We start from the raw sequence: 24,750 nt of genomic DNA, 5'->3' as shown, positions 1-24,750 counted from the left end.
GCAACCCTTCGTCAGCCGCCTGTGAAGGATGACCTGTCGGATTCGGGCTGGCGAAGTTGCCCGGCCGCTGCTGCGGCTTCACCCCAAGGGCTGCTCGGTCCGGTCATGGCGTGACCGTTCCGGCGACCCGTCGTGCTTGGGTCCTCCACTCCTGCCGATGCACTCCTGTCGACCGGTCATCCGGGCGGCGGCAGGACTCGGCGTCCGCCCGGACCGCCCCGCCGCTTGTGGCGGGGGCTTGTCGTCAGTCAGGGATCTTGGCTCACCGATGTCCGAAAATCCCAACGGAACCGGGGATTTGTGGGGTTACTCACCACTCACCCGTTCGGGTGGACACCCTGATGGGTGATCAGGTGTCAAGGAGCCCCAGGGCCTCCCACCTGCGGTGGAGCCCGTTATTCCGCCCGAGGAACGCCCTTTTGCGCAACCTCGGAGCGTCCAGGGGAGCAGTAGACGCTCCGCTGAACGGGGGTACCTCTTCTGGGCCGTTTCAACTCCGGTCCGGTCGTCACGTCCTGGGCGTGAGCGGTCCGGACCGGAGGTGGACCGGTGGGGTCAACTGTCGGAGAGCGGAGGCAGCGTGACGCGCGCGGTGCGGCGCTCTCCGTCGAGGACGCGCAGCGCTCGCGCGAGCGTCGGCGCGTGCAGCTCGCTCTCGCCCCGCTGGTGCATCAGCGTCAGCGCGTCGCGCAGTGCCGTCGCCTTGGTCACCAGCGCCTGGGCGGCGCGCAGTCCGCGGTAGGTGTCGCCGTGGTGGGCGGGGTTGATCCGGCCGAGCATGTCGACCACGTCGAGGTAGCCGTCGATCAGCTCGGCCTCCGCGCGGGTCAGCGCGGGCAGCGGCGGCAGCTCGGGCACCATCGGCGGCTCACCTCCCGCCGGACGCGCCGGCCGAGGCCTTGCGGCTGGGGATGATCCCGTCCACCAGGCCGTACTCCACGGCCTCCTGGGCGCTGAGGAACTTGTCCCGCTCGATGTCCGCGGTCACCTGCTCCGGCGTCCGCCCGGTGTGCCGTACGAGCATCTCCTCCAGGCTCGCGCGGGTGCGTGCCAGCTCCTCGGCCTGGATCGCCAGGTCGCTCGCCTGTCCCTCGACGGGCTCGGGCAGGGACGGCTGGCGGATCGTCATCCGCGCGCCCGGCAGCGCGTACCGCTTGCCCGGCGTGCCCGCCGCCAGCAGCACCGCCGCGGACGAACCCGCCTGGCCCAGGCAGGTGGTCTCCACGTCGCAGGTGACGAACCGGATCGTGTCGTAGAGGGCCGTCATCGCGCTGAAGGAGCCGCCGGGGGAGTTGATGTACAGCGCGATGTCCCGGTCCGGGTCCTTGTGCTCGAGGTACATGAACTGGGCCATCACGTCGTTCGCCGAGATGTCGTCGATCTGCGTCCCCAGGAAGACGATCCGCTCCTCCAGCAGCTTCGAGTACGGATCCATGGTCCGGTGCCCGAAGCTCGTGCGCTCGGTGAACTCGGGCAGGACATGACGGGCGGACGGTCGGTTCATCGGAGCCCCTTTTTCTGCGTCTGACTTCTGCGTCCGACGGTATCTGTAAAAAATGTACAGGACGTACGTGACGTTAGAATGGGGGTATGGCCTACGAGATTCCGGTGACGCAAGCCAGGGCTGAACTCGCCGACCTGATCAACCGCGTGGTGTACGGCGGTGAACGTGTCGTCGTGACACGCCACGGCAAGCCTCTCGTCGCCCTCGTCTCCGCCGCTGACCTGGAGCGACTCGACGAACTCGACAAGGCCGCGGAGGAGCCGGTGATCAGCTCGGTCACCACCGTGCGCGAGGTCGCGTCCGCTCCTCGCGAACAGCACCGGTTCGGGGTCACGGCGGAGTACCGGGGGCCGAATCCGTCGTAGGACGCACAGGCCGTAGGCATGCGAAAGGCCGCGCAGCCCCGGATCCGGGGTGCACGGCCGGTGGAACGAGTCGGGCGACGGGACGGGTCAGGCGACCAGCGCGGGTTGCCGCGCCTCGGTGGCCGGCTCGGCCCGGGCCGGTCCCGGCTTCAGCTGGGCGCCCAGCAGCACCGCCCCGAGGCCCAGCGCGGCCCACCAGGCCAGCGTGAGCGCGGGGCCGGTCGCCGCCGCTCCGTCGAAGAACGACACCGAGCGCAGCAGCGTCGTACCGGCGCCCGGCGGCAGCCACTGGCCGATCGCCCCGACCGGCTCCGGCAGCATCCGCGGTGCCGAGGCCGCCCCGGAGAACGGGTTCCCGAGGAACATCACCACGAACGACACGGCTCCGATGCCCGGCGTGCCGAGCAGCGCGGCGCAGCCCGCCACCGCCGCGCTCACCGCCAGCGTCGAGAGCCCCAGCACCGCGGCCTCCGCCCACCAGTCACCGGTGAGCACCCCGAGCCAGCTGTGCGCCAGCGTCGCCGCGACCAGCCCGACCAGGGCGGCGGCGCCGACCAGCCCGATCACGGCACGGACCCCGCGCAGCCCCAGCAGGGACACCACCGCGCCCGCCGCGATCCCGGCGAGGGCCAGCGGCAGCACGCTCGCGCCGAGGGCCGAGCCGCGCGGGTCGGCGGCCGGAGCCGCCACCACGTCCACCGTCTTCACCTGGGCGCCCGAGGCGGCCGCCTGCCGCGCGACCGTCTGCTGGAGCAACTGGGCGACGAGCGGGCTCGCGGCCGAGGCGGTCAGCAGCTCGGACCCCTCGGCCGTGACGACCACCGCGCCGTATACGGTCCGGTCCTCGACGGCCTCCCGGGCGGCCGTTCCGTCGGCGTAGTGGTGGATCTCGAAGGCGCCCTCGTGCCGGGTCAGTTGCTTCTCCAGCTGCGCGGCAGCGGCGGGCGGGCCGGCCACGCCGAGCGGCAGCTCGCGGGGCGCGGTACGGGCGGCCGGCCAGGCGAAGGCCCAGAGGGCGACGGCGGCGAGGCTCGGGACGAGCAGGACGACGGCGATCAGGCGCCGGGTGGCGGACATGGGGCTCTCCCTGGAGCGGACGGGACGGCGTTTCGGGCGGGTGGGGTCGGTGGCGGGTCGGGTTGGCGTGAGCGGTAAAAAGAAGGATCGTTCGTTTTAGGCTCGCCAACACCGTCCCGCCGCAATCGGCGTCTTGTCAAGAAGGAATGTTCGTTTTACTTTTGGCCCCATGGCCCGTGTATCCCAGGCACACCTCGACGCCCGCCGCCGGCAGATCCTCGACGGCGCGTCGGTCTGCTTCGCCCGCAACGGCTTCCACGCCACCTCGATGCAGGACGTGCTGAAGGAGGTCGACCTGTCCGCCGGGGCGGTGTACCGCTACTTCAGCGGCAAGGAGGAGCTCATCGCCGCGATCGTCGGCGAGGTGCTCGGCGAGGTCCGCGAGAGCTTCGAGGAGGAGAGCCGGCACATTCCGCCGCCGGCTCCCGACATCCTGGTCTCCTCGGTCCTCGGCAGGGTCCACGCCTCCCGGGAGGCCCTGACCGTCGACGGGCAGCCGGCCTTCCCCCGCCTGGTGATCCAGGTCTGGACGGAGACGCTGCGCAACCCCGAACTGGCGGCGATCCTGAGCGAGGGCTACGGCGGGGTGCGCGAGGCGTGGGCGCGGATCGTCGTCGCCTACCAGGAGGCCGGGATGATGCGGTCCGATGTGTCGCCGGACCATGTGGCGCGCACGATGATCGCCACCGTGCAGGGCTTCCTCGTCCAGCAGTCGCTGTTCGGACCCGCTCCGGTCGAGGTGCTGCGTGACGGCCTACGCGCGTTGATGAGCGTGTCGGCCCCGCTGTCGGGGGCCTGAATCGATCACAGGTCGGTTAACTTGCTTGAAATGCGGTCCAACTAGCCTGCCGATCCATGCCACCAGGGTCTTTCCCCGGCGGCCGCGGCAACCGGGCCCCGCACGGTCCGGAGCGAGGATGTGAGGTGGGACGTGCAACTGACCCCGCACGAGCAGGAGAGGCTGCTGATCCACGTGGCGGCCGACGTCGCCGAGAAGCGCCGGGCCCGCGGGCTCAAGCTCAACCACCCGGAGGCCGTGGCCCTCATCACGTCGCACATCCTCGAAGGCGCGCGTGACGGCCGCACGGTGGCCGAGCTCATGTCCTCCGGCCGCAAGCTGCTGACCCGCGACGACGTCATGGAGGGCATCCCCGAGATGATCCACGACGTCCAGGTCGAGGCCACCTTCCCGGACGGCACCAAGCTCGTCACCGTCCACGACCCGATCGTCTGAGAGGGCCTCGATGATTCCCGGAGAGATCCTGTTCGCCGCGGACCCGGTCGTCTACAACGAGGGCCGCGAGGTCACCCGGCTCACCGTCCTCAACGCCGCCGACCGGCCCGTCCAGGTCGGCTCCCACTACCACTTCGCCGAGGCCAACCCGGGCCTGGAGTTCGACCGCGCCGCCGCGCGCGGCCGGCGGCTGAACGTCGCCGCCGGCACCGCCGTGCGCTTCGAGCCCGGGATCCCCGTCGACGTCGAACTCGTCCCCCTCGCCGGCGCCCGTGTCGTGCCCGGTCTGCGCGGGGAGACCGGAGGTGCCCTCGATGCCTGAGATCTCGCGTGCCGCGTACGCCGACCTGTTCGGCCCGACGACCGGCGACCGCATCCGACTCGCCGACACCGACCTGCTGATCGAGATCGAGGAGGATCGTTCCGGCGGCCCCGGGCTCGCCGGTGACGAGGCGGTCTTCGGTGGCGGCAAAGTCATCCGTGAGTCCATGGGGCAGTCGCGCGCTACGCGCGCAGACGGCACGCCAGACACCGTCATCACGGGCGCGGTCATCGTCGACCACTGGGGTGTGGTGAAGGCCGACGTCGGCATCCGCGACGGGCGGATCACCGGCATCGGCAAGGCCGGCAACCCCGACACGATGGACGGCGTCCACCCGGACCTGGTCATCGGCCCGGAGACCGAGATCATCGCCGGCAACGGACGGATCCTGACCGCCGGCGCGGTCGACGCGCACGTCCACTTCATCTGTCCGCAGATCGCCGACGAGGCGCTGTCCGCCGGTGTCACCACGCTGGTCGGCGGGGGCACCGGGCCGGCCGAGGGCTCGAAGGCGACCACCGTGACGCCCGGCCCGTGGCACCTCGCGCGGATGCTGGAGGCGATGGAGCAGTACCCGCTGAACATCGGCTTCCTCGGCAAGGGCAACACCGTCTCGCAGGACGCGATGCTGTCGCAGATCCGGGGCGGGGCGCTCGGCCTGAAGCTGCACGAGGACTGGGGCTCGACGCCGGCCGTCATCGACGCCTCCCTGAACGTCGCCGACCGGACGGGCATCCAGGTCGCGATCCACACGGACACCCTCAACGAGGCCGGGTTCGTCGGCGACACGCTCGCCGCGATCGCCGGACGCGGCATCCACGCGTACCACACCGAGGGTGCGGGCGGCGGGCACGCGCCGGACATCATGACCGTGGTCTCCGAGCCGCACGTGCTGCCGAGCTCCACGAACCCGACGCGGCCGTACACGGTGAACACCGCCGAGGAACACCTCGACATGCTGATGGTGTGCCATCACCTCAACCCGGCGGTCCCCGAGGACCTGGCGTTCGCCGAGTCGCGGATCCGGCCGTCGACGATCGGGGCCGAGGACGTCCTGCACGACCTCGGGGCGATCTCGATCATCTCCTCCGACGCGCAGGCCATGGGCCGGGTCGGCGAGGTCGTCCTGCGGACCTGGCAGACGGCGCACGTCATGAAGCGGCGCAGGGGCTCCCTGCCGGGCGACGGCCGGGCGGACAACCACCGGGTACGCCGCTACATCGCCAAGTACACGATCAACCCCGCGCTCGCTCAGGGCCTGGCCCGCGAGATCGGCTCGGTCGAGGGCGGCAAGCTCGCCGATCTGGTGCTGTGGGAGCCGGCGTTCTTCGGCGTCAAGCCGCACCTCGTCATCAAGGGCGGGCAGATCGCGTACGCGCAGATGGGCGACGCCAACGCCTCGATCCCGACGCCGCAGCCGATCCTGCCGCGTCCGATGTACGGCGCGATCGGCCGGGCACCCGCGTCGAACTCGTTCAACTTCGTGGCGCCGCTCGCGATCGAGGACGGACTGCCGGAGCGTTTGCAGCTGGGTAAGAAGTTCGTCGCCATCGAGTCCACGCGCGGTGTGACCAAGGCGGACATGCGGGAGAACGACGCCCGGCCGCGCGTCCAGGTCGACCCCGACAGTTTCGCCGTGCACATCGACGGGGAGCTGGTCGAGGCGACTCCGGCCGCCGAACTGCCCATGGCGCAGCGTTACTTCCTGTTCTGATCCTGTTCTGATCCGGTTCTGAGGACATCGATGTGACAAGGGCAGCACTGCTCGTCCTGGCCGACGGCCGCTTCCCCGCCGGAGGCCACGCGCACTCCGGCGGGGCGGAGGAGGCTGTCAAGGCGGGACGGATCTCCGGCGCGACGAGCCTGGAGGCCTTTCTCCGCGGGAGGTTGCACACCGCGGGGCTGGTGACCGCGGCGCTGGCGGCCGCCGCCGCGGCCGGGGCGGACCCGGCGCGGCTGGACGTGGCGGCGGACGCCCGCACCCCGTCCCCGGCGCTGCGGCTGACCGCCAGGAAGCTGGGCCGGCAGCTGATGCGGGCCGCCCGGGCGGCCTGGCCGAGCGCCGAACTCGACGCCCTGGCCCGGGAGTTTCCCAAGGGGGCGCATCAGCCGGTGGTGTTGGGGCTGACCGCGCGGGCGGCCGGGCTCGGGGCGGAGGACGCGGCGTACTGCTCGGTCTACGAGAGCGTGAGCGGACCGGCCACCGCCGTGGTGCGGTTGCTGAGCCTCGACCCCTTCGAGGCGACGGCGGTGCTGGCTCGGCTGGCGCCGGAGCTGGACCTGGTGGTCGACCGGGCGGTGTCCGCCGGGGCGGCTGTGCCGACGGAGGGTGTCGACGTGCTGCCGGCGGCTTCGGCGCCGCTGCTGGAGATCGGGGCGGAGGTTCACGCCGCTTGGCCGGTACGGCTGTTCGCCTCCTAGCTACCGCGGCGGAGCCGCTGACCGATGCAGCCGCCCCCGCCGCCCCTTCCCTTTCCCGACCCTGGGGGCTCCGCCCCCAGACCCCCGTTCGGCCCTGAAAGGGCCTCGTCCTCAAACGCCGGACGGGCTGATCCGAGGAGCCGTAGTCATGCATCTCGACCACACCCCCCACGGTCCCGCCGCCGTCAGTGCCGACGCGCACCGTACGGACGGATCGCGGCGCGCCCTCCGTATCGGGCTCGGCGGTCCCGTCGGGTCCGGGAAGACCGCCACCGTCGCAGCGCTCTGCCGGACGCTGCGGGACGAGCTCTCGCTCGCTGTCGTCACCAACGACATCTACACCCGGGAGGACGCCGAGTTCCTGCTCCGGGAAGCCGTGCTGCCGCCCGAGCGGATCACGGCCGTCGAGACGGGCGCCTGTCCGCACACCGCGATCCGGGACGACATCTCCGCCAACCTCGAGGCCGTGGAGGACCTGGAGGACGAGGTCGGGCCGCTGGACCTGATCCTCGTCGAGTCCGGTGGGGACAATCTCACCGCCACCTTCTCCAAGGGCCTCGTGGACGCCCAGATCTTCGTCATCGATGTCGCGGGTGGGGACGACATCCCCCGCAAGGGCGGGCCCGGTGTGACCACCGCCGACCTGCTCGTCGTCAACAAGACCGACCTGGCGCCGTACGTCGGCTCCGACCTCGCCCGGATGGCCGCCGACGCCAAGGCCCAGCGGGCCGAACTGCCGGTCGTCTTCCAGTCGTTGCGGAGCGAGAGCGGAGTCACCGACGTCGCCGCGTGGGTGCGGGCGCAGTTCGCCGCCTGGACGGCGTGACATGAGCGGAGTGCACGCCACCGCGCGGATCGGGGCGAGGGCCGACGGACGCGGGGGGACCTCCCTGCCCGTCCTCGAGAGCGACGGACCGCTCGCCCTGCGGCGCACCCGGGGCACCGGCGGCGAGGCACGCGTCATGCTCGTCGGCGCGATGAGCGGACCTCTCGGCGGTGACCGCTTCGCCGTCGAGGCCGAGGTCGGGAGCGACGCCCGGCTGCACGTCGGTTCGGCCGCCGCCACCATCGCCCTGCCTGGGCAGGCGAAGGACGAAGCCCACTACGACGTGCGCCTCACGGTCGCCGACGGTGGCGAACTGTGCTGGCTGCCCGAGCAGTTGATCTCGGTGAAGGGGAGCGACCTGTTCGTCACCACGCGGGCCGAGCTCGGGGCCGACGCCCGGCTCGTACTGCGCGAGGAGCAGGTGCTGGGCCGGGTGGGGGAGGAGCCGGGGAGGTTGACCAGCCGACTCACCGTGCGGGTCGCCGGGCGGGTCGTCCTCGATCAGGAACTGGCCTGCGGGCCCGGCGCGCCCGGCGGCTGGGACGGGCCCGCCGTCCTCGCGGGGTATCGTGCGGTGGGCCAACTCGTCGTCGTACGGCCGGAGTTCCTTGAGACGCCGACGGCGGCCCGGAATGTCGGCGAGCACGCCTGTGTCATGCCGCTGGCCGGGCCGGCCGCTCTTGTCACCGCCGTCGCGCCCGACGCGCTGCGGCTGCGACGGGCGTTGGACGAAGCGCTCGCCGATCTCGGCATCCGGTGAGCGGTGCATCCCTTTCCGGTTATCGGATTGGCAAAGAAGGTCAACGACACCTTTTCTCAGGTGCCTCACAGCCGCAAGGATCCCCCTGCCGCCATAACCAGGTAGGGGGAGTTCCCACTTGAAGGACATACGACCCAACAAGCGCACCACGGCGCTCGGCTCGGCCGGCGTACTCGTCGCCGCGACGATGCTCGCCGGCGCTTTCGCGGCGCCCACGGCCAGCGCGACCAGCGGCCGTCCGAGTCAGGACAGGGAGGCGCGCGGCGCCGCGATCGCCGCGGAGCGCGCCGGCAAGGCCGGCATCGACTGGCAGGACTGCCCCGCCGACTGGGGTCTGGAGAAGCCGATCCAGTGCGGCTGGGTCACCGTGCCGCTCGACTACGCCAAGCCGAACGGCAAGCAGATCAAGCTCGCCGTCGACCGCATCGGCAACACGGGCACGGCCGGGGAGCGCCAGGGCGCGCTCGTCTACAACCCCGGCGGCCCCGGTGGCTCGGGTCTGCGCTTCCCGCGCCGCGTCACCACCAAGGCGCCCGTCTGGACCAACGTGGCGAAGGCCTACGACTTCGTGGGCTTCGACCCGCGCGGTGTCGGCCACTCCGCGCCCATCTCCTGCATCGACCCGCAGGAGTTCGTCAAGGCGCCGAAGGCCGACCCGGTCCCGGACAGCGAGGCCGACAAGCTCGCCCAGATCAAGCTCGCCCGTGAGTACGCGGACGGGTGCGCCGAGCGCAGCGGCAAGGCCGTGCTGGCGCAGATGACCACCCCGAACACCGTCCGTGACCTGGACGTCATCCGCGCCGCCCTGGGCGAGAAGAAGCTCAACTTCCTGGGTGTCTCCTACGGCACCTACATCGGAGCCGTCTACGGCACCATGTTCCCGGGCCACCTGCGTCGCATGATCGTCGACAGCGTGGTCAACCCCTCCCGCGAGAAGATCTGGTACGAGGCCAACCTCGACCAGGACGTCGCCTTCGAGGGCCGCTGGAAGGACTGGCAGGACTGGGTCGCCGCCAACGACGCCACCTTCCACCTCGGCACCACCCGCGCCGCCGTCCAGGCCAAGTGGCTCGAACTGCGCGCCACCGCGAAGAAGAACCCCATCGGCGGGATCGTCGGCCCGGCCGAACTGATCTCCTTCTTCCAGAGCGCCCCGTACTACGACTCCTCGTGGGTCCCGGTCGCCACCGTCTTCAGCAAGTACTTCGCGGGAGACACCCAGGCGCTCGTCGACGCGGCCGCCCCGGACCTGACCGACACGGCCGGCAACATCTCCTCGGAGAACGGCAACGCCGTCTACACCGCCGTCGAGTGCACCGACGCCAAGTGGCCCACCAGCTGGCGGAAGTGGAACAGCGACAACACGCGGCTCAACAAGGACTACCCGTTCATGACCTGGGCCAACGCATGGATGAACCTGCCGTGCGCCTTCTGGCCGGTCCAGCAGCAGACCCCGGTGGACGTCAAGACCCACAAGGGCCTGCCGCAGGTGCTCATCGTGCAGTCCACGGATGACGCGGCCACCCCGTACGAGGGTGCCGTCGAACTGCACAAGCGCTTCAAGGGCTCCCGCCTGATCACCGAGAAGGACGCCGGCTCCCACGGAGTGACCGGCCTGGTGAACACCTGCATCAACACCCGGGTGGACGCCTACCTCCTCACCGGCAAGCTGGACACCGCGGACGTGACCTGCGCTCCGCACGCCACGCCCAAGCCGTAACACCGCCTGTACGACAGCGAAGGGCGGCCGGAGCGATCCGGCCGCCCTTTCAGGCATTTTGACGGAGCATCAACTCCGACAGAGCGTCAACGCGAGGGCAGGCGCGGGAACTTGCGCTCCTTCTCTGCCTTGGCCGCCTTCGCCGCGGCCTCCTCCGCCTTGGCGACGGCCGCGTACTGGTCCACGTACTCCTGCTCGGACAGCATCAGGATCGCGTACATGATCTCGTCGGTGATCGCGCGCAGCACCGCCTTCTCGTTCTCCATGCCGAGGTAGCGGGAGAAGTCGAGGGGCTTGCCGAAGCGGATCACCACGGGGTGCAGGGTCGGGATCACCTTGCCGGGCGGCTGTGCCTCGAAGGTGCCGATCATCGCGCAGGGGATGACGGGGACCTGAGCCCTGAGCGCCATCACCGCCACCCCGACCTTGCCCTTGTACAGGCGGCCGTCGTGCGAGCGGGTGCCCTCCGGGTAGATACCGAGCAGTTCGTCCTTGCCGAGCACACCGAGGCCCTCGCGGATCGCGGCCTGGCCGGCCTCCTTGCCGGAGCGGTCGACCGGGATCTGGCCCGCGCTGCGGAAGAAGGCCGCGGTCAGCCGGCCCTTGATGCCGGGCCCCGTGAAGTACTCGGCCTTCGCGAGGAAGGTGATGCGGCGCTTGAGGATCGCGGGCATCAGGAAGTGGTCCGAGAACGACAGATGGTTCCCGGCGACGATCGCCGGACCCGACTCCGGCACGTGCTCGAGGCCTTCGATCCGCGGTCGGAAGACCAGTCTCAGCAGGGGGCCCAGCAAGACGTACTTGAGCACGTAGTAGAACAAGGGGTCGCTCCTCACTCCGGCGGATCGGTGGGATGGCCGCCTGACCAGGGTGCTGCTCCCGGACGGTGCGCAGCAAGCCGCAGGGAGCAGCGGGAAGCGATCGCGCGGCCGTCGGGAGGCGCGCGCGGCGCTTTTTCGTCGAATCCCCACGGATCTTGCCGCAACCATGTCGGTTCTCACATCCACCGAGGGCGAGACGTCGGAGATGTCGCATTGATTTCGATGCAACCCCTCGGATCGGAGAACTGCTCCGACGTTGCCGGGACTTCGTGGAGCGGCTCACGGCGCATTCCCTGGAGAGCGTCCGAGGCGCCGCCTGCTTCGGGGTTCTCGAACAGCTCACAGTCGCACGATCACCAGTGCCGTGTCGTCGGTCGCGCCCCCGGGCGGCAGCAGCTCCAGCAGGACGGCGTCGGCCAGGGACTCCGGGTCCGCCTCCCGGTGGCGCGCGAGGGCGTCGGCGAGGCGGGCCAGGCCCGTGTCGATGTCCTCGCGCCGCCGTTCCACGAGTCCGTCGGTGTACAGGGCGAGGGTGGCGCCGCTGTCGTAGGCGGTGCGTGCCTGGGGCCGGGGGAGCGGCGTGGGCCGGGCGTCGAGCGGGGGGTCGGTGGCCCGGTCGAGGAACTCCACCCGGCCGTCGGTGTGGACGAGCGCGGGCGGGGGGTGCCCGGCGCTGCTGTAGGTGATGGTGTGGTGGTCGAAGTCGATGAACGTGGTGACCGCGGTGGCCGATTCGGCGCCGTCCACGACATGCGCGTACCGCCCGAGGACGTTCAGCGCCTCGGCCGGGCCCGCGGCCACCCGGGAGGCCGCGCTGAGCGCGCTGCGCAGCTGGCCCATCACCCCGGCGGCCTCCAGGCCGTGCCCGACGACGTCGCCGACCGACACACCGATGCGGTTGCCGCCTACGAGGTCCACCAGGTCGTACCAGTCCCCGCACACGTTGAGCGCGCCGACCGCCGGCCGGTAGCGCACGGCGGCCCGGTGGTGTCCGACCTGCCGGCCGGCGGGCAGCATCGCCTCCTGGAGGGCGAGGGCCACCTCGCGCTCGCGGGCGTGGGCCAGCCGCAGCCGCTCGTTGAGTTCCTGGAGCTCACGGGCACGGGTGTACAGCTCGGCCTCCAGGACGCGGCCCCGGCTGCCCGTCGGCGCTCCGCCCCCGCCCGTCCCGCGGCGGCCCCGGGCCCGGATCAGCTCGGTGACCTCCTCGACCCGGTGCACCAGCAGCACCACCGAGCCGTCCGGCCCGTACACGGGCGCGTTGACGGGACTCCAGTAGCGCTGTTCCCACTCGCCGGGCCGCTCGCTCGACTCGACGTCGTAACGCTGGAGCGCCATGGCCTCCCGCTCGCCGGTGGCCAGCACCCGGTGCAGCGAGGCCTCCAGGTTGCGCATGCCGCTCGCGGCCCCGTCGTTCGGGTTGTCGGGGAAGACCTCGAAGACGTGCCGGCCGATCAGCTGCTCGCGCTTACGGCCGGACACACGCAGGAACTCCCGGTTGGCGTCCGCGTACACCAGCTCGGGCGTCAGCAGCGCCACCGCGCCCGGCAGGGCCTGGAACACCGCCGTGTAGTCGATCGCCGTGTCGTTCATGGCCGCGCCCCATCCGCCGGTCTTGCATCATTTTCTCATGTGATGTGACGAATGGGGTGGGTGGGTCGCGCCGCGGAGCCGGTCAGACGTCGGGATCCGTGAGGGACTGCTCGGCCCAGATGATCTTGCCCTCGGGGAGAAAGCGGGTGCCCCACCGCTGCGTGACCTGCGAGACCAGCAGCAGCCCGCGGCCGCCCTCGTCGGTGGCGCGCGGATGGCGCAGATGCGGTGCGGTGGTGCCGCCGTCGAAGACCTCGCAGACCAGGGTGCGCTCGCGGATCAGCCGCAGCCGGATCGGTCCGGTGGCGTACCGGATGGCGTTGGTGACCAGCTCGCTCACGACCAGCTCGGTGGTGAACGACAGCTCCGTCAGACCCCACTCCGCCAGCCGGCGGCTCGCGGTCTTGCGGGCCTCGGCCACCGCCGCCGGGTCGGCGGGCAGCTCCCAGTCGGCGACCCGGTCGCCGGCCAGCCGCCGGGTCCGGGCCATCAGCAGGGCCACGTCGTCGTACGGACGGGCCGGGACCAGGGCGTCGATCACCGTCCCGCAGCGCAGCTCGAGCGTGTCCGCCGACTGCTCCAGGGCCTGCCGCAGCCGCTCCCGGTCGGTGTCCAGCGCCCATCGCTCGCCCCGCGCCAGCAGACCGTCGGTGTGCAGCGCCAGCGTGCTGCCCTCCGGCAGGGTCACCTCGGCCGACTCGAACGGCGGCCCGCCCGCGCCGAGCGGCGGCCCCTGGGGCAGCTCGACGAACGTGACGGTGCCGTCGGGCAGGACGACGGCCGGGGCGGGGTGCCCGGCCGCGGCCATCACGCACCGCCCGTCGATGGGGTCGTAGACGACGTACACGCACGCGGCCCCCACCGTCCGGGCACCGCCCGGCCACGGTTCCGGCGGCTCCGTCTCCGCCGCCACGCCCTCCTCGTCGTCCATGCGGGTGACCAGGTCGTCGAGGTGCGCGAGGATCTCCTCCGGCGGCAGGTCCAGGGCGGCCAGGGTGCGCACGGCGGTCCGTACGCGTCCCATGGCCGCGGCGGCGTCGATGCCGTGCCCGGGCACCTCGCCGACGACCAGCGCCACCCGCGCCCCCGACAGCGGGATCAGGTCGTACCAGTCGCCGCCGAGGCCGGTCAGCTCGTCGGCCGGCCGGTAGCAGGCGGCCACCTCGACCGCGTCCTGTTCGGGCAGTCGGCGGGGGAGCAGATTGCGCTGGAGCACCAGGGCCGCGTCGCGCTCGCGCGTGTAACGGCGGGCGTTGTCCACGCAGACGGCCGCCCGGGAGACGAGGTCCTCGGCGAGGGCCAGATCGTCCTCGCCGAAGGGCTCGTGCCGGTGGCGCCGCAGGAACGTGGCCACGCCGAGGGTGACGCCACGCGCCCGGACCGGCACGATCAGGGCACTGGGCGGCTCGGACCCGGCGGGCAGACCCGCGACCCACTCCTCGGCGAGCGGATCGAGCGGGTCGAGCGGGTCGAGCCGTTCGACCCGCCAGGGCCGCCCGCCGACCAGACAGCGCACCGCGGGCGAGCCGGCCCGGTGCACGACCTCGCGGGTGCCGGTCGCGACCCCGGGATCGCCGTTCGCCCGCCGTCCCGCCCTGCGCAGGGTGACGGAGCAGTCCGCGCCGTCCCACGCCTGGCCGGGCGAGGGCTCCGCGCCCCGCAGCACCGGCTCCAGCAGGTCCACGGTGGCGAGGTCGGCGAACCCCGGCACCGCCACGTCCGCCAGCTCCTGAGCGGTCCGGGCGATGTCCAGGCTGCGGCCGATGCGCCGGCCGGCCCGGTCGAGCAGCGCGAGCCGCTGCCGGGCGCGGTGCCGCTCGGTCATGTCCACGACCGTGTAATAGACGCCCATCGGGCCGCCGTGCTCGTCGTCCAGGCGGGTGAACGACAGCATGTGCGCCGTCTCGCGGTGCGGCGCCGCCCGCACCCGCCCCACGAGCTCGTAGCCGAGGACCGGCTCGCCGGTCGCCAGCACCCGTCGCATCTGCGCCTCGATCCCCTCGGAGTCCAGCCCCGGCTGGACCTCGGCCAGTCGAAGCCGCAGCCGGCTCTCGGGCGGACCGCCGCCGAACTGGGTCAGGGCCGCGTTCGACCACACGAAACGCAGGTCGGTGTCGACCATCGCGATGCCGATCGGGGAGCCGCCGATCATCTGCTCCAGCACCGCGCGGCTCATGTCCCAGCCGGGGGCGTCGGCCATCTCGTTCAGCAGGGCCAGCCAGCGCGCGCTGCCGCCGGGCTCGTGGGCCGAGGTGATCCGCGCCATGACGGGCACCGGCCGCCCGTCCCGGCGGCGGGCGGACAGCAGCCCCGCCCAGCCGCCGTCCCGACGGCACCGGTCCATGACGTCCGGCAGCCGTCCGGCGTCCCCGTGGGCGAACAGCCCGGCCAGATCCTTGCCCACCGCCTCGGCTGCCGGATACCCCAGCAAGCGCTCGGCTTCCCGGGTCCAGCTCGTCACCACCCCCCGCGTGTCGAGCAGCAGGGGGGCGGTGTCCGCCACGTCGAACCACCGGCGGGCAACGTCGTCCTCGTCGTGTGTGCCCACGGCCGACCTCTCTGTCGCTGAGAGTGGTCTACCACCTCCTGACTCAATCTTCACCCTGCCTGCACGACAGCGGCCGAGCCACCCGGGAGGCGAGGGCCGCGCGCCGGCGCGGCCGGGAATCCGCGCCCCTCGCGGGGCGCGTCCCTCAGGCGTCGCGCGTCAGCACGCTCTCCAAGGTGGCCAGCGCCGAGGCGAGTTCCTCGCCGGTGATGGTCAGCGGCGGCGCCAGCCGGATCGTCGAGCCGTGGGTGTCCTTGACCAGGACGCCCTTGCGCATGAGGCGCTCGCTCACCTCGCGGCCGGTGCCCAGCGCCGGGTCGACGTCGACGCCCGCCCACAGCCCGCGCGCCCGGAAGCCGACGACGCCCTTGCCGACCAGCCCGGTCAGCCCGTCCCGCAGGACGGCGCCCAGCTCGGTCGCCCGGCGCTGGAACTCACCCGTCTCCAGCAGCTCCACCACCGCCGTGCCGACCGCGGCGGCCAGTGGATTGCCGCCGAACGTCGACCCGTGCTCGCCCGGCCGCAGCACCGACAGCACCTCCCGCCGGGCCACCACCGCCGACACCGGCACGATCCCGCCGCCCAGCGCCTTGCCGAGCAGCAGCACGTCGGGCACGACCCCCTCGTGCTCCACGGCGAGCGTCCGCCCGGTACGGCCGAGCCCGGACTGGATCTCGTCCGCGATGAACAGGCAGTTCCTGCGGCGGGTCAGCTCCCGCACCCCGGCCAGATAGCCGTCGTCGGGGATGACGACGCCCGCCTCGCCCTGGATCGGCTCGATCAGCACCGCCGCCGTCGTCTCGTCGACGGCCGCCTCCAGCGCGGCCAGGTCGTTGTACGGCACGATCCGGAAGCCCGGAGTGAACGGCCCGAAGCCCGCCCGCGCCGTCTCGTCCGTCGAGAAGCTCACGATCGTCGTCGTACGGCCGTGGAAGTTCTCGGCGGCGACGACGATCGTCGCCCGGTCGGCGGGTACGCCCTTCACCTCGTACGCCCACTTGCGGGCCACCTTGATGCCGCTCTCGACCGCCTCCGCGCCCGTGTTCATCGGCAGGACCATGTCCAGGCCGGTCAGCTCCGCGAGCCGCTCGGCGAACTCGGCGAGGCGGTCGTTGTGGAAGGCACGGGAGGTGAGGGTGAGACGGTCCAGCTGGCGGTGGGCCGCCTCGATCAGCAGCGGGTGCCGGTGGCCGAAGTTGAGGGCCGAGTAGCCGGCCAGCATGTCGAGGTAGCGGCGGCCCTCGACGTCCTGCACCCAGGCGCCCTCGGCGCTCGCGACGACCACGGGCAGCGGATGGTAGTTGTGCGCGAGGACGGGCTCCTCGGCGCGGATCAGATCGGCGGAGGTGCGCGTCGGGACGACGGGTGCGGTCATGAACGGATCTCCTGCGTGCAGCACTTGATGCCACCGCCGGCCTTCTGGAACTCCGAGAGGTCGACGGGGACGGGGACATAGCCGCGCTCGGTGAGACGGGAGGCGAGGGCCTCGGCCCGGGGCGCGATGAACACATGGCGCCCGTCGGAGACCGAGTTCAGACCGAACACCATGGCGTCGTCGCGGGTGGCGAGCACCGCGTCCGGATACAGCCGGGCGAGCACCTCACGGCTGCCGGAGGAGAACGCCTCCGGGTAGTACGAGATGTTGTCGTCGTCCAGGACGAACAGCGCCGTGTCCAGGTGGTAGAAGTGCGGGTCCACCAGGGTCAGGCTGATCACCGGGTGACCGAAGAACTCCTGCACCTCCCGGTGCGCCTCACGGGTCGTCCGGAAGCCGGTGCCGGCCAGCACGTACCGGCCCGTCCACACCAGATCGCCCTCGCCCTCGCAGACGGACTCCGGCCGGTGGACGTCGTAGCCCGCCGCCTTGAACCAGGTGTCGTAGTGGACGGACTCGGGCCGCCGCTCGGGCGCGTGGAACAGGGAGCCGAAGACCCGGCCCGCCACCACGACCGCCGAGTTCGCGGCGAAGACCATGTCCGGGAGACCGGGGGCCGGCTCCACGGTGTCCACGGTGTGGCCGTGGGCCCGGTAGGCGCGGATCAGCCCCTGCCACTGCTCCTGGGCGAGATCGACGTCGACGGGGCTGTCGGGACGCATCCAGGGGTTGATCGCGTACTGCACGGCGAAATGTCTGGGTTCACAGACGAGGAAGCGCCGAGGGCGCCGCACACGGGTTTCGGTCACAGTGAGGTACCTCCACCTTTCCATATTCCCTACGGAGTCGACTGGGGGTTGACACCAAGGTAGGAACTGACCGGGACGCCCGACAAGGAACAAGCATTGCGTCTTGACGCAGGAATGCTGCGCGATATGCCTGGTCGACGCAGGTTCACTGCGCCGTCGCAGGTTTATTCGGGAGCAGGCTGGCTCGCGCCCGCCTCCGGGCTGTCCGGCAGCAGATGGGACAGCACCATCACGCTGATCGTCTTCCGGATGAAGGGCTCGGACCGGATGCGCTCCAGCACGTTCTCGAAGTGCTCCACGTCCCGCGCCCGCACATGCAGCAGCGCGTCCGCCCCACCCGTCACCGTCATCGCCGCGGTGATCTCCGGATGGTTGCGCGCCACCTCCGCGAGGCGCCTCGGGGGCGCGGCGCCCTCGCAGTACACCTCCACGTACGCCTCCGTGCGCCAGCCCAGCGCCGACGGCTGCACGGTGGCCGTGAACCCGGTGATCACCCCGGTGTCCCGCAGCCGGTCCACCCGGCGCTTGACCGCCGTCGAGGACAGACCTACGGCCGTCCCGATCTCGGCGAAGCTCGTCCTGGCGTTCGCCATCAGAGCGGTGATGATCTTCCGGTCGAGCTCGTCGAAAGGGGCGGGCGTGCTGTTCATGCGGGCACTGTATCCAGCGCATACGTCCACACCCCGGTACATGTCCAGTCGTGCGGATCGCCCCTACACTCCACCTTCATGCTGCGCGCCCTCGCCGTCGACGACGAACGCCCCTCGCTGGAGGAGCTGCTGTACCTGCTCACCGCGGACCCCCGGATCGGCACCGTGGAGGGCGCAGGCGACGCGACCGAGGCGCTGCGCCGCATCAACCGTGCCCTGGAGTCCGGCCCCGACGGCCCCGAGGCCATCGACGTGGTCTTCCTGGACATCCAGATGCCCGGCCTGGACGGCCTCGACCTCGCCCGCCTCCTCACCGGCTTCGCGCGGCCGCCCCTGGTCGTGTTCGTCACCGCCCACGAGGACTTCGCCGTCCAGGCCTTCGACCTCAAGGCCGTCGACTACGTCCTCAAACCCGTCCGCAAGGAACGGCTCGCCGAGGCGGTCCGGCGCGCCGTCGAACTCAGAGCCGCCGAACGTCGCGGAGCCGCTCCACGCATCCCCGTGCACGAGCCCGACCCGGACCACATACCCGTCGAGCTCGGCGGTGTGACCCGCTTCGTCACCGTCGACGACATCACCCATGTCGAGGCCCGGGGCGACTACGCCCGGCTGCACACCGAGCGCGGCAGCCACCTGGTCCGGATCCCGCTGTCCACCCTGGAGGAGCGCTGGCGGGCCCGCGGCTTCGTCCGCATCCACCGCCGCCATCTCGTCGCCCTGCGCCACATAGGCGAACTCCGCCTGGACGCCGGCACGGTGAGCGTCCTGGTCGGCGGCGAGGAACTCCAGGTCAGCCGCCGCCACGCCCGCGAACTGCGGGACCTGCTGATGAGGAGGCCCTGACCGTGCCGAACCAGGACCCCGCCGAACGGCGTGTCGTCGTCACCGGCCCCGCCCGCCGTACCGTCCCGCACGCCCGGCTTCGCTCCCGCGGGCGTTACCCCCATGCCTCCGGCTACTACCGGCCGCGCACCGAGATCGACGAGCAGACCACCCTCGGCCACACCTACGTCCGCTCCCTGATGCGCTCCCAACTGCGCGCCGCCCTCGCGGTGTTCGCCGTCCTCACCCTGCTCGTGGGCCCGCTGCCGCTGCTCTTCGCGGCGATGCCCGACGCCCACCGCCTCGAATGGGCGGTCCTCGGCTTCTGCCTCTACGCCCCGCTCGTGCTGCTCGCCCGCTGGTACGTGCGCCGCGCCGAACGCAACGAGCGGGACCTCATACGCCTGGTCGAGGACCGATGAACTCGGCCTTCGCCGTCCCCGCCGTCGCGCTCGTCGTCGTCGCGACCGTCCTCGTCGGCGCCTTCGGCCTGCGCATCTCCCGCACGACCTCCGACTTCTACGTCGCCTCCCGCACCGTCGGCCCGCGCCTCAACGCGGCCGCCATCAGCGGCGAGTACCTCTCCGCCGCCTCCTTCCTCGGCATCGCGGGGCTGGTCCTGGTCCAGGGGCCGGACATGCTCTGGTACCCGGTCGGCTACACCGCCGGCTACCTGGTGCTGCTCCTCTTCGTCGCGGCCCCGCTGCGCCGATCCGGCGCCTACACGCTCCCCGACTTCGCCGAGGCCCGCCTCGCCTCCCAGTCGTCCCGGCGGCTCGCGGGCGCCTTCGTCGTCGGCGTGGGCTGGCTCTACCTGCTGCCCCAACTCCAGGGCGCGGGGCTGACGTTGACCGTCCTGACCGGCGCCCCCGACTCGCTCGGCGGGCTGATCGTCGCGGTCGTCGTCACCGCGACCGTCGCCGCGGGCGGCATGCGCAGCATCACCTTCGTGCAGGCCTTCCAGTACTGGCTCAAGCTCACCGCCCTCCTCGTCCCCGCCCTCTTCCTCGTCCTCGCCTGGCAGGGCGACGGCGCGCCCCGCGACGCCTTCGGGGAACCGGCCACCTTCCGCGACCAGCGCAGCGTCCGGGTCGACGACACCCTCGACCTCAGACTGGACCGCCCGCTGACCGTGACGGTGGACGGCCGCGTCGACGGCCGCCCGCACCGGGACGCCGTGCTCCGGCTCCCCGTCGGCACCCACCACATCGAGCGGGGCACCCGCCTCACCTTCGCCGAGGGCGCCGCCGTCCCCGTCGCCGAGCGCGGCAGCAACGGCGGCATGTCCACCTCCCTCGCCGCCGGCCGCGAGGAACGCCCCCTGTACGCCACCTACGGCCTGATCCTCGCGACCTTCCTCGGCACCATGGGCCTGCCGCACGTCGTCGTCCGCTTCTACACCAGCCCGCACGGGGTCGCCGCCCGCCGCACCACGGTCGCCGTCCTCGCCCTGATCGGCGCCTTCTACCTGCTGCCGCCCGTCTACGGCGCCCTGGGCCGCCTCTACGCCCCCGAGCTCGCCCTCGGCGGCGACGCCGACGCGGCCGTGCTGCTGCTGCCCGACCGGGTGATCGGCGGCCTCGGCGGCGACCTGCTGGGCGCGCTGGTCGCCGGGGGAGCCTTCGCCGCGTTCCTGTCCACCGCGTCCGGGCTGACGATGGCCGTCGCGGGCGTGCTCACCCAGGACGTCCTGCCCACCCGCGGCGTCCGGCACTTCCGGCTGGGCACCGGGCTCGCCATGGCCGTACCCCTCGCCGCGAGCCTGCTGGTGGGCGGGCTGCCGGTGGCCGACGCGGTCGGGCTGGCCTTCGCGGTGTCGGCGTCCTCCTTCTGCCCGCTCCTCGTCCTCGGCATCTGGTGGCGACGGCTGACCCCGCCCGGCGCGGCTGCCGGGATGCTGGTGGGCGGCGGTTCGGCGTTCCTCGCCGTCGCCGCGACCATGGCGGGCTTCCCCGGCACGGGCGGCCTGCACGCGCTGCTCGCCTGGCCCGCGCTGTGGTCCGTACCGCTCGGCTTCCTCACCATGATCCTGGTGTCCCTGGCGACCCCGGGGCGGGTCCCGGCCGGCACGGCGGCGATCCTGGCCCGGTTCCACCTGCCCGAGGAACTGCGCACGGAAGAGCTGCGGGCGGCGGAGGCGAAGGCATGAGCGGCTTCCTGGCGGGCGTCTGCATCGCGATCCTCCCCTTCCTCGCCGCGGGCTTCTGGCTGGGCCGCCGCACCGCCCGCCCCGAGAACCTCGGCGGCCTGGGCACCCCCGTCGAGCACGCCACCTTCGAGACCCTGCACACCGCCTCGCTCGCCGCGCCTCCGCTCAGGGCGGGCCTCACCGAGGAGACGGCCCGCAGATCGGCCCGCAGACTGCGCACCCTGCTCGGCACGGACGCGTTGTGCCTGACCGACGAGACGGAGGTGCTGGTCTGGGACGGCGTGGGGTCACATCACCGCACCGAGATCATGGAACGGCTGGCCGGTCCCCTGGAGAGCGGCCGGGGCGAGGCCTTCCGGCTGACCTGCGAGCACGCCGACTGCCCCGTCCGCTGGGCCGTCCTCGCCCCGCTCACCGTCGACGACCGGGTGCACGGCGTCCTCGTGGCCTGCGCCCCCCGTGAGTCCGCCGTCCTGGTCCGGGCGGCCGGCGAGGTGGCCCGCTGGGTGAGCGTCCAGCTGGAGCTGGCGGACCTCGACCAGTCCCGTACGAAACTGATCGAGGCGGAGATCAAGGCCCTGCGCGCCCAGATCTCCCCGCACTTCGTCTTCAACTCGCTCGCGGTGATCGCGTCGTTCGTCCGCACCGACCCCGAACGCGCCCGCGAGCTGCTCCTGGAGTTCGCCGACTTCACCCGCTACTCGTTCCGCAGGCACGGCGACTTCACCACCCTCGCCGACGAACTGCACGCCATCGACCACTACCTGGCGCTGGTCCGGGCCCGCTTCGGCGACCGGCTGGCCGTCACCCTCCAGATAGCCCCCGAGGTCCTCCCGGTGGCCCTGCCCTTCCTCTGCCTCCAGCCGCTCGTCGAGAACGCCGTCAAGCACGGACTGGAGGGCAAGGCCGACAAATGCCATATCCAGATCACCGCGCAGGACGCCGGCGCCGAGGCCCTGGTCGTCATCGAGGACGACGGCGCCGGCATGGACCCGGTCGCGCTGCGCCGCATCCTGGCCGGCGAGGTGAGCCCGTCGGGGGGCATCGGCCTGTCCAACGTGGACGACCGGCTCCGCCAGGTGTACGGCGACGACTACGGCCTGGTCATCGAGACGGCCCTGGGGGCGGGGATGAAGATCACCGCCCGGCTGCCGAAGTACCAGCCGGGCGTGCACTCGGCGGCCCGCCTCACCGGTGGCCAGGGCCGGGCCGCGTCATGACCATGGCGAGCGTGATCAGTCCCAGCACGACCCAGCCGAACCACAGCCAGCCGTTGCTGCCGAGCGCCACCGTGTAGGCGGTCACCGCGACGAGTCCGCCGACGGTGAGCACCCCCATGGTCTTCGTGGAACTGTCCGTGGTACCTGCCATCGCGACACCTTCCTCGGGGCCGCCCTCCGCAGGGCGCGTCCCCTCCATGGTGCCCCGGGTTCAGCGTCCGTGTGTGTTGAGCGACGCAAGATAGGCGTTGTACGCCTCCAGCTCCTGGTCGCCGTCGCGGTCCGCGGCCCGGTCCTTGCGCTTGGCCTGCCGCTGCTCGGAGCCGTACCACTGGAACAGCAGCGCGATCAGCACCAGCACGGACGGGATCTCGCTGAACGCCCAGGCGATCCCGCCGGCCGCGTTCTGGTCGGAGAGCGCGTCGATGCCGAGCGAGGCGGGCGGGTTCTCGAACGTCTTCACCATCGGCTGCGAGGCCATCATCAGCGCGATGCCGAAGAACGCGTGGAACGGCATGCCCGCGAACAGCTCCAGCATCCGCATCAGATAGCCGGGCCGGTTCGGACCGGGGTCCACGCCGATGATCGGCCAGAAGAACACGACACCGACCGCGAGGAAGTGCACCATCATCCCGAGGTGCCCCGCCCTGGAGCCCATCAGGAAGTCGAAGATCGGCGTGAAGTACAGCGCGTACAGGCTCGCGATGAACAGCGGGATGGTGAACGCGGGATGGGTGACGATCCGCATGTAGCGGCTGTGCAGCAGCATCAGCAGCAGCTCACGCGGCCCCTTGCGACCCCGGCCGGCGGCCGGCAGCGCGCGCAGCGCCAGCGTCATCGGCGCGCCGAGGAGGATCAGGATCGGCGACAGCATGCTGATCACCATGTGCTGCACCATGTGCACGCTGAACATGACCATGCCGTAGTCGTTCAACTTGGTGCACATGACGAGCCCGATGGTCAGCACACCGACGACGAACGACACGGTCCGCCCCACCGGCCACGCGTCCCCGCGCCTGCGCAGCCGCAGGACGCCCCAGCCGTAGAGCCCCAGCGCCACCAGACAGCCGACGAGGAAGAACGGGTCCGCCGACCACTGAAGGCCCCGCCCCAGCGTGAACGGCGGCAGATCCATGGGCATGCCGTGCCCGCTGTGTCCCATGCCGCCGGCTCCTGATTCGTGGGGGGTTGTACGTTTCCTGCCGCCCACAAGAGTAGAGAAGCCCCCGGCGACCTCTGTCACCGGGGGCGAACGGCTCTGCCCGGCGGCGCGGGGCCTCATGACGGCCCCGCGCCCGCCGGACGGCTAGAGCACGGTCTCCGCCTCCGCGTACCGGTCCTCGGGAACGGTCTTGAGCGTCGCGACCGCCTCCGCCAGCGGCACCATCACGATGTCCGTCCCGCGCAGCGCCGTCATCTTCCCGAACTCGCCCCGGTGCACCGCCTCCACCGCGTGCCAGCCGAACCGCGTGGCGAGCACCCGGTCGTACGCGGTAGGCGTGCCGCCCCGCTGCACATGCCCCAGGATGACCGGCCGCGCCTCCTTGCCGAGCCGGGACTCCAGCTCGATGGAGAGCTGCCGGGCGATCCCGGCGAACCGCTCGTGCCCGTAGATGTCCTTCGCTCCCTCGTCGAAGGCCATGCTGCCGGCCTTCGGCTTCGCGCCCTCCGCCGCGACGACGATCGCGAACCGCTTGCCCGCCTCGAACCGCTCGCCGACCCGGCGGGCCAGCTCCTCGATGTCGAAGGGCCGTTCCGGTACGACGATGGCGTGGGCGCCGGCCGCCATGCCGGACTGGAGCGCTATCCAGCCGGTGTGGCGTCCCATGACCTCGACGACGAGCACCCTCTGGTGGGACTCGGCGGTGGTCTTCAGCCGGTCGAGCGCCTCGGTCGCGACCCCGACCGCCGTGTCGAAACCGAAGGTGACGTCGGTGACGGCGATGTCGTTGTCGATGGTCTTCGGCACGCCCACGATGGGCAGCCCGCTGTCGTACATCAGCTTCGCCGCCTTGAGCGTGCCCTCACCCCCGATCGGGATGATCGCGTCGAGGCCGAGCTCCGCTACATGGCCCCTGGCCCGCTCCACGCCGTCCCGCAGATGCGAGGGCTGGACCCGGGAGGAGCCGAGGATCGTGCCGCCGCGGGCGAGGATGCCGCCCACCGCGTCGAGGTCGAGCTTGAGGTAGTCGCACTCCAGGAGGCCCTTCCAGCCGTCCCGGAAGCCGATGACCTCGTCGCCGTGGTCGGCGACGGCACGGTGCACGACGGACCGGATGACGGCGTTCAGGCCGGGGCAGTCGCCGCCGGACGTGAGGACACCAATGCGCATAGCCCGAAACAACCTTCTCCACGTGGGCCGGTCCGGACCACATTGTCCGGCTCGAATCCCGCCACCCTAGCGGCATGAGGGGGCGGGGCCGAAGCACGCGTCCGCCTGCTGGACGTGCCTGCTCACCTGTGCGGATGCACCGTCAGACGGGCTGCTGACGACACCCTGACAATCAGGTGAACACACGGTCGCGCGGGCTGCC

Annotated in this window: 25 protein-coding genes and 1 riboswitch; of the genes, 13 read left to right on the top strand and 12 right to left on the bottom strand. The window is 71.9% G+C overall.

All coding sequences use genetic code 11. The features are described from left to right. Position 1 precedes the first annotated feature (1 nt). Positions 2 to 172: riboswitch (cyclic di-AMP (ydaO/yuaA leader) on the bottom strand. A 383-nt stretch (positions 173 to 555) separates the two neighbouring features. Together G9272_RS08075 and G9272_RS08070 are read right to left on the bottom strand one after the other, a co-directional pair. Next, the gene (locus G9272_RS08075; RefSeq protein WP_142269183.1) at positions 556 to 861 is read right to left on the bottom strand and encodes a hypothetical protein; all 306 of its coding nucleotides are present in this window, start codon (positions 859 to 861) and stop codon (positions 556 to 558) included. A gap of 7 nt (positions 862 to 868) precedes the next feature. Beyond that, positions 869 to 1,504 carry an ATP-dependent Clp protease proteolytic subunit gene (locus G9272_RS08070; RefSeq protein WP_171395902.1) on the bottom strand — a complete coding sequence of 212 codons (636 nt, stop codon included), beginning with the start codon at positions 1,502 to 1,504 and terminating at the stop codon, positions 869 to 871. A gap of 86 nt (positions 1,505 to 1,590) precedes the next feature. Here G9272_RS08070 and G9272_RS08065 point away from each other — a divergent pair, with 86 nt between their 5' ends. Next, entirely contained in the window at positions 1,591 to 1,869 is a 279-nt protein-coding gene (locus G9272_RS08065; protein ID WP_020131637.1) for a type II toxin-antitoxin system Phd/YefM family antitoxin, read from the top strand. An 87-nt stretch (positions 1,870 to 1,956) separates the two neighbouring features. On the opposite strand, the gene G9272_RS08060 is transcribed toward G9272_RS08065, so the two are convergent. Next, a complete protein-coding gene (locus tag G9272_RS08060) occupies positions 1,957 to 2,946 on the bottom strand; it encodes an ABC transporter permease (protein ID WP_171395901.1) in 990 nt (329 codons plus the stop codon). Positions 2,947 to 3,115: 169 nt separating this feature from the next. On the opposite strand from G9272_RS08060, the gene G9272_RS08055 reads away from it, so the two are divergent. The 8 genes from G9272_RS08055 (at position 3,116) to G9272_RS08020 (ending at position 10,229) form a co-directional block, all read left to right on the top strand. Next, positions 3,116 to 3,745 (top strand): TetR/AcrR family transcriptional regulator, encoded by a 630-nt coding sequence (locus G9272_RS08055; protein WP_171395900.1) that lies wholly within the window; start codon positions 3,116 to 3,118, stop codon positions 3,743 to 3,745. Positions 3,746 to 3,877: 132 nt separating this feature from the next. Then, entirely contained in the window at positions 3,878 to 4,180 is a 303-nt protein-coding gene (locus tag G9272_RS08050; RefSeq protein ID WP_010988499.1) for an urease subunit gamma, read from the top strand. Positions 4,181 to 4,190: 10 nt separating this feature from the next. Further along, entirely contained in the window at positions 4,191 to 4,502 is a 312-nt protein-coding gene (locus G9272_RS08045) for an urease subunit beta (protein WP_020131633.1), read from the top strand. Next, positions 4,495 to 6,216 (top strand): urease subunit alpha, encoded by a 1,722-nt coding sequence (locus G9272_RS08040; protein WP_171395899.1) that lies wholly within the window; start codon positions 4,495 to 4,497, stop codon positions 6,214 to 6,216. The genes G9272_RS08045 and G9272_RS08040 overlap by 8 nt, the downstream gene beginning before the upstream one ends. Before the next feature lie 32 nt (positions 6,217 to 6,248). Next, entirely contained in the window at positions 6,249 to 6,923 is a 675-nt protein-coding gene (locus G9272_RS08035) for an urease accessory protein UreF (RefSeq protein ID WP_171395898.1), read from the top strand. 148 nt (positions 6,924 to 7,071) lie between these two features. Beyond that, positions 7,072 to 7,749, top strand: a complete 678-nt coding sequence (ureG, locus tag G9272_RS08030; RefSeq protein ID WP_171395897.1) for an urease accessory protein UreG — start codon at positions 7,072 to 7,074, stop codon at positions 7,747 to 7,749. A gap of 1 nt (position 7,750) precedes the next feature. Beyond that, positions 7,751 to 8,509 carry an urease accessory protein UreD gene (locus tag G9272_RS08025; protein ID WP_171395896.1) on the top strand — a complete coding sequence of 253 codons (759 nt, stop codon included), beginning with the start codon at positions 7,751 to 7,753 and terminating at the stop codon, positions 8,507 to 8,509. A 187-nt stretch (positions 8,510 to 8,696) separates the two neighbouring features. Beyond that, positions 8,697 to 10,229, top strand: a complete 1,533-nt coding sequence (locus G9272_RS08020; RefSeq protein ID WP_437184362.1) for an alpha/beta hydrolase — start codon at positions 8,697 to 8,699, stop codon at positions 10,227 to 10,229. Positions 10,230 to 10,315: 86 nt separating this feature from the next. Here the strand turns inward: G9272_RS08020 and G9272_RS08015 are convergent, their stop codons facing one another. The 6 genes from G9272_RS08015 to G9272_RS07990 form a co-directional block, all read right to left on the bottom strand. Then, positions 10,316 to 11,050 (bottom strand): lysophospholipid acyltransferase family protein, encoded by a 735-nt coding sequence (locus G9272_RS08015; protein WP_171395894.1) that lies wholly within the window; start codon positions 11,048 to 11,050, stop codon positions 10,316 to 10,318. A gap of 339 nt (positions 11,051 to 11,389) precedes the next feature. Continuing rightward, positions 11,390 to 12,643, bottom strand: coding sequence for a PP2C family protein-serine/threonine phosphatase (locus G9272_RS08010; RefSeq protein WP_171395893.1), 1,254 nt, complete (start codon positions 12,641 to 12,643; stop codon positions 11,390 to 11,392). Positions 12,644 to 12,725: 82 nt separating this feature from the next. Further along, a complete protein-coding gene (locus G9272_RS08005) occupies positions 12,726 to 15,191 on the bottom strand; it encodes a SpoIIE family protein phosphatase (RefSeq protein WP_171395892.1) in 2,466 nt (821 codons plus the stop codon). 145 nt (positions 15,192 to 15,336) lie between these two features. After that, entirely contained in the window at positions 15,337 to 16,566 is a 1,230-nt protein-coding gene (gene rocD / locus G9272_RS08000; RefSeq protein WP_171395891.1) for an ornithine--oxo-acid transaminase, read from the bottom strand. Then, complete coding sequence (gene ddaH, locus G9272_RS07995; RefSeq protein WP_437184260.1) at positions 16,563 to 17,399, bottom strand: dimethylargininase; 837 nt, start codon at positions 17,397 to 17,399, stop codon at positions 16,563 to 16,565. Before ddaH ends, rocD begins: the two co-directional genes overlap by 4 nt. Before the next feature lie 140 nt (positions 17,400 to 17,539). After that, on the bottom strand, positions 17,540 to 18,025 hold the full coding sequence (locus tag G9272_RS07990; RefSeq protein ID WP_020131619.1) for an Lrp/AsnC family transcriptional regulator: 486 nt from the start codon (positions 18,023 to 18,025) through the stop codon (positions 17,540 to 17,542). A 78-nt stretch (positions 18,026 to 18,103) separates the two neighbouring features. Between G9272_RS07990 and G9272_RS07985 the strand changes: the two genes are divergently transcribed. From G9272_RS07985 to G9272_RS07970, 4 genes are read left to right on the top strand one after another with little or no spacing between them, the layout of a single operon-like run. Further along, the gene (locus G9272_RS07985; protein WP_171395889.1) at positions 18,104 to 18,868 is read left to right on the top strand and encodes a LytR/AlgR family response regulator transcription factor; all 765 of its coding nucleotides are present in this window, start codon (positions 18,104 to 18,106) and stop codon (positions 18,866 to 18,868) included. Between the two features lie 2 nt (positions 18,869 to 18,870). Continuing rightward, positions 18,871 to 19,269: a hypothetical protein gene (locus G9272_RS07980; RefSeq protein ID WP_171395888.1), complete on the top strand. Its 399-nt coding sequence runs from the start codon at positions 18,871 to 18,873 to the stop codon at positions 19,267 to 19,269. Next, entirely contained in the window at positions 19,266 to 20,996 is a 1,731-nt protein-coding gene (locus G9272_RS07975; RefSeq protein ID WP_171395887.1) for a sodium/solute symporter, read from the top strand. The genes G9272_RS07980 and G9272_RS07975 overlap by 4 nt, the downstream gene beginning before the upstream one ends. Then, the gene (locus tag G9272_RS07970) at positions 20,993 to 22,216 is read left to right on the top strand and encodes a sensor histidine kinase (protein WP_171395886.1); all 1,224 of its coding nucleotides are present in this window, start codon (positions 20,993 to 20,995) and stop codon (positions 22,214 to 22,216) included. The genes G9272_RS07975 and G9272_RS07970 overlap by 4 nt, the downstream gene beginning before the upstream one ends. Here the strand turns inward: G9272_RS07970 and G9272_RS07965 are convergent. From G9272_RS07965 to G9272_RS07955, 3 genes are all read right to left on the bottom strand, one after another. Next, positions 22,185 to 22,367 (bottom strand): hypothetical protein, encoded by a 183-nt coding sequence (locus tag G9272_RS07965; RefSeq protein WP_171395885.1) that lies wholly within the window; start codon positions 22,365 to 22,367, stop codon positions 22,185 to 22,187. The two genes, G9272_RS07970 and G9272_RS07965, sit on opposite strands and share 32 nt — an antisense overlap. Positions 22,368 to 22,427: 60 nt before the next feature. Then, positions 22,428 to 23,378 carry a cytochrome c oxidase assembly protein gene (locus G9272_RS07960; RefSeq protein ID WP_171395884.1) on the bottom strand — a complete coding sequence of 317 codons (951 nt, stop codon included), beginning with the start codon at positions 23,376 to 23,378 and terminating at the stop codon, positions 22,428 to 22,430. A gap of 144 nt (positions 23,379 to 23,522) precedes the next feature. Then, positions 23,523 to 24,548 carry a 6-phosphofructokinase gene (locus tag G9272_RS07955; RefSeq protein ID WP_171395883.1) on the bottom strand — a complete coding sequence of 342 codons (1,026 nt, stop codon included), beginning with the start codon at positions 24,546 to 24,548 and terminating at the stop codon, positions 23,523 to 23,525. Positions 24,549 to 24,750 lie beyond the last annotated feature (202 nt).

Source organism: Streptomyces asoensis, assembly GCF_013085465.1.
Lineage (GTDB): Bacteria > Actinomycetota > Actinomycetes > Streptomycetales > Streptomycetaceae > Streptomyces > Streptomyces cacaoi_A.
Note: the sequence above shows the minus strand (reverse complement) of the source record. Positions and strands in the feature narration are given on the sequence as shown.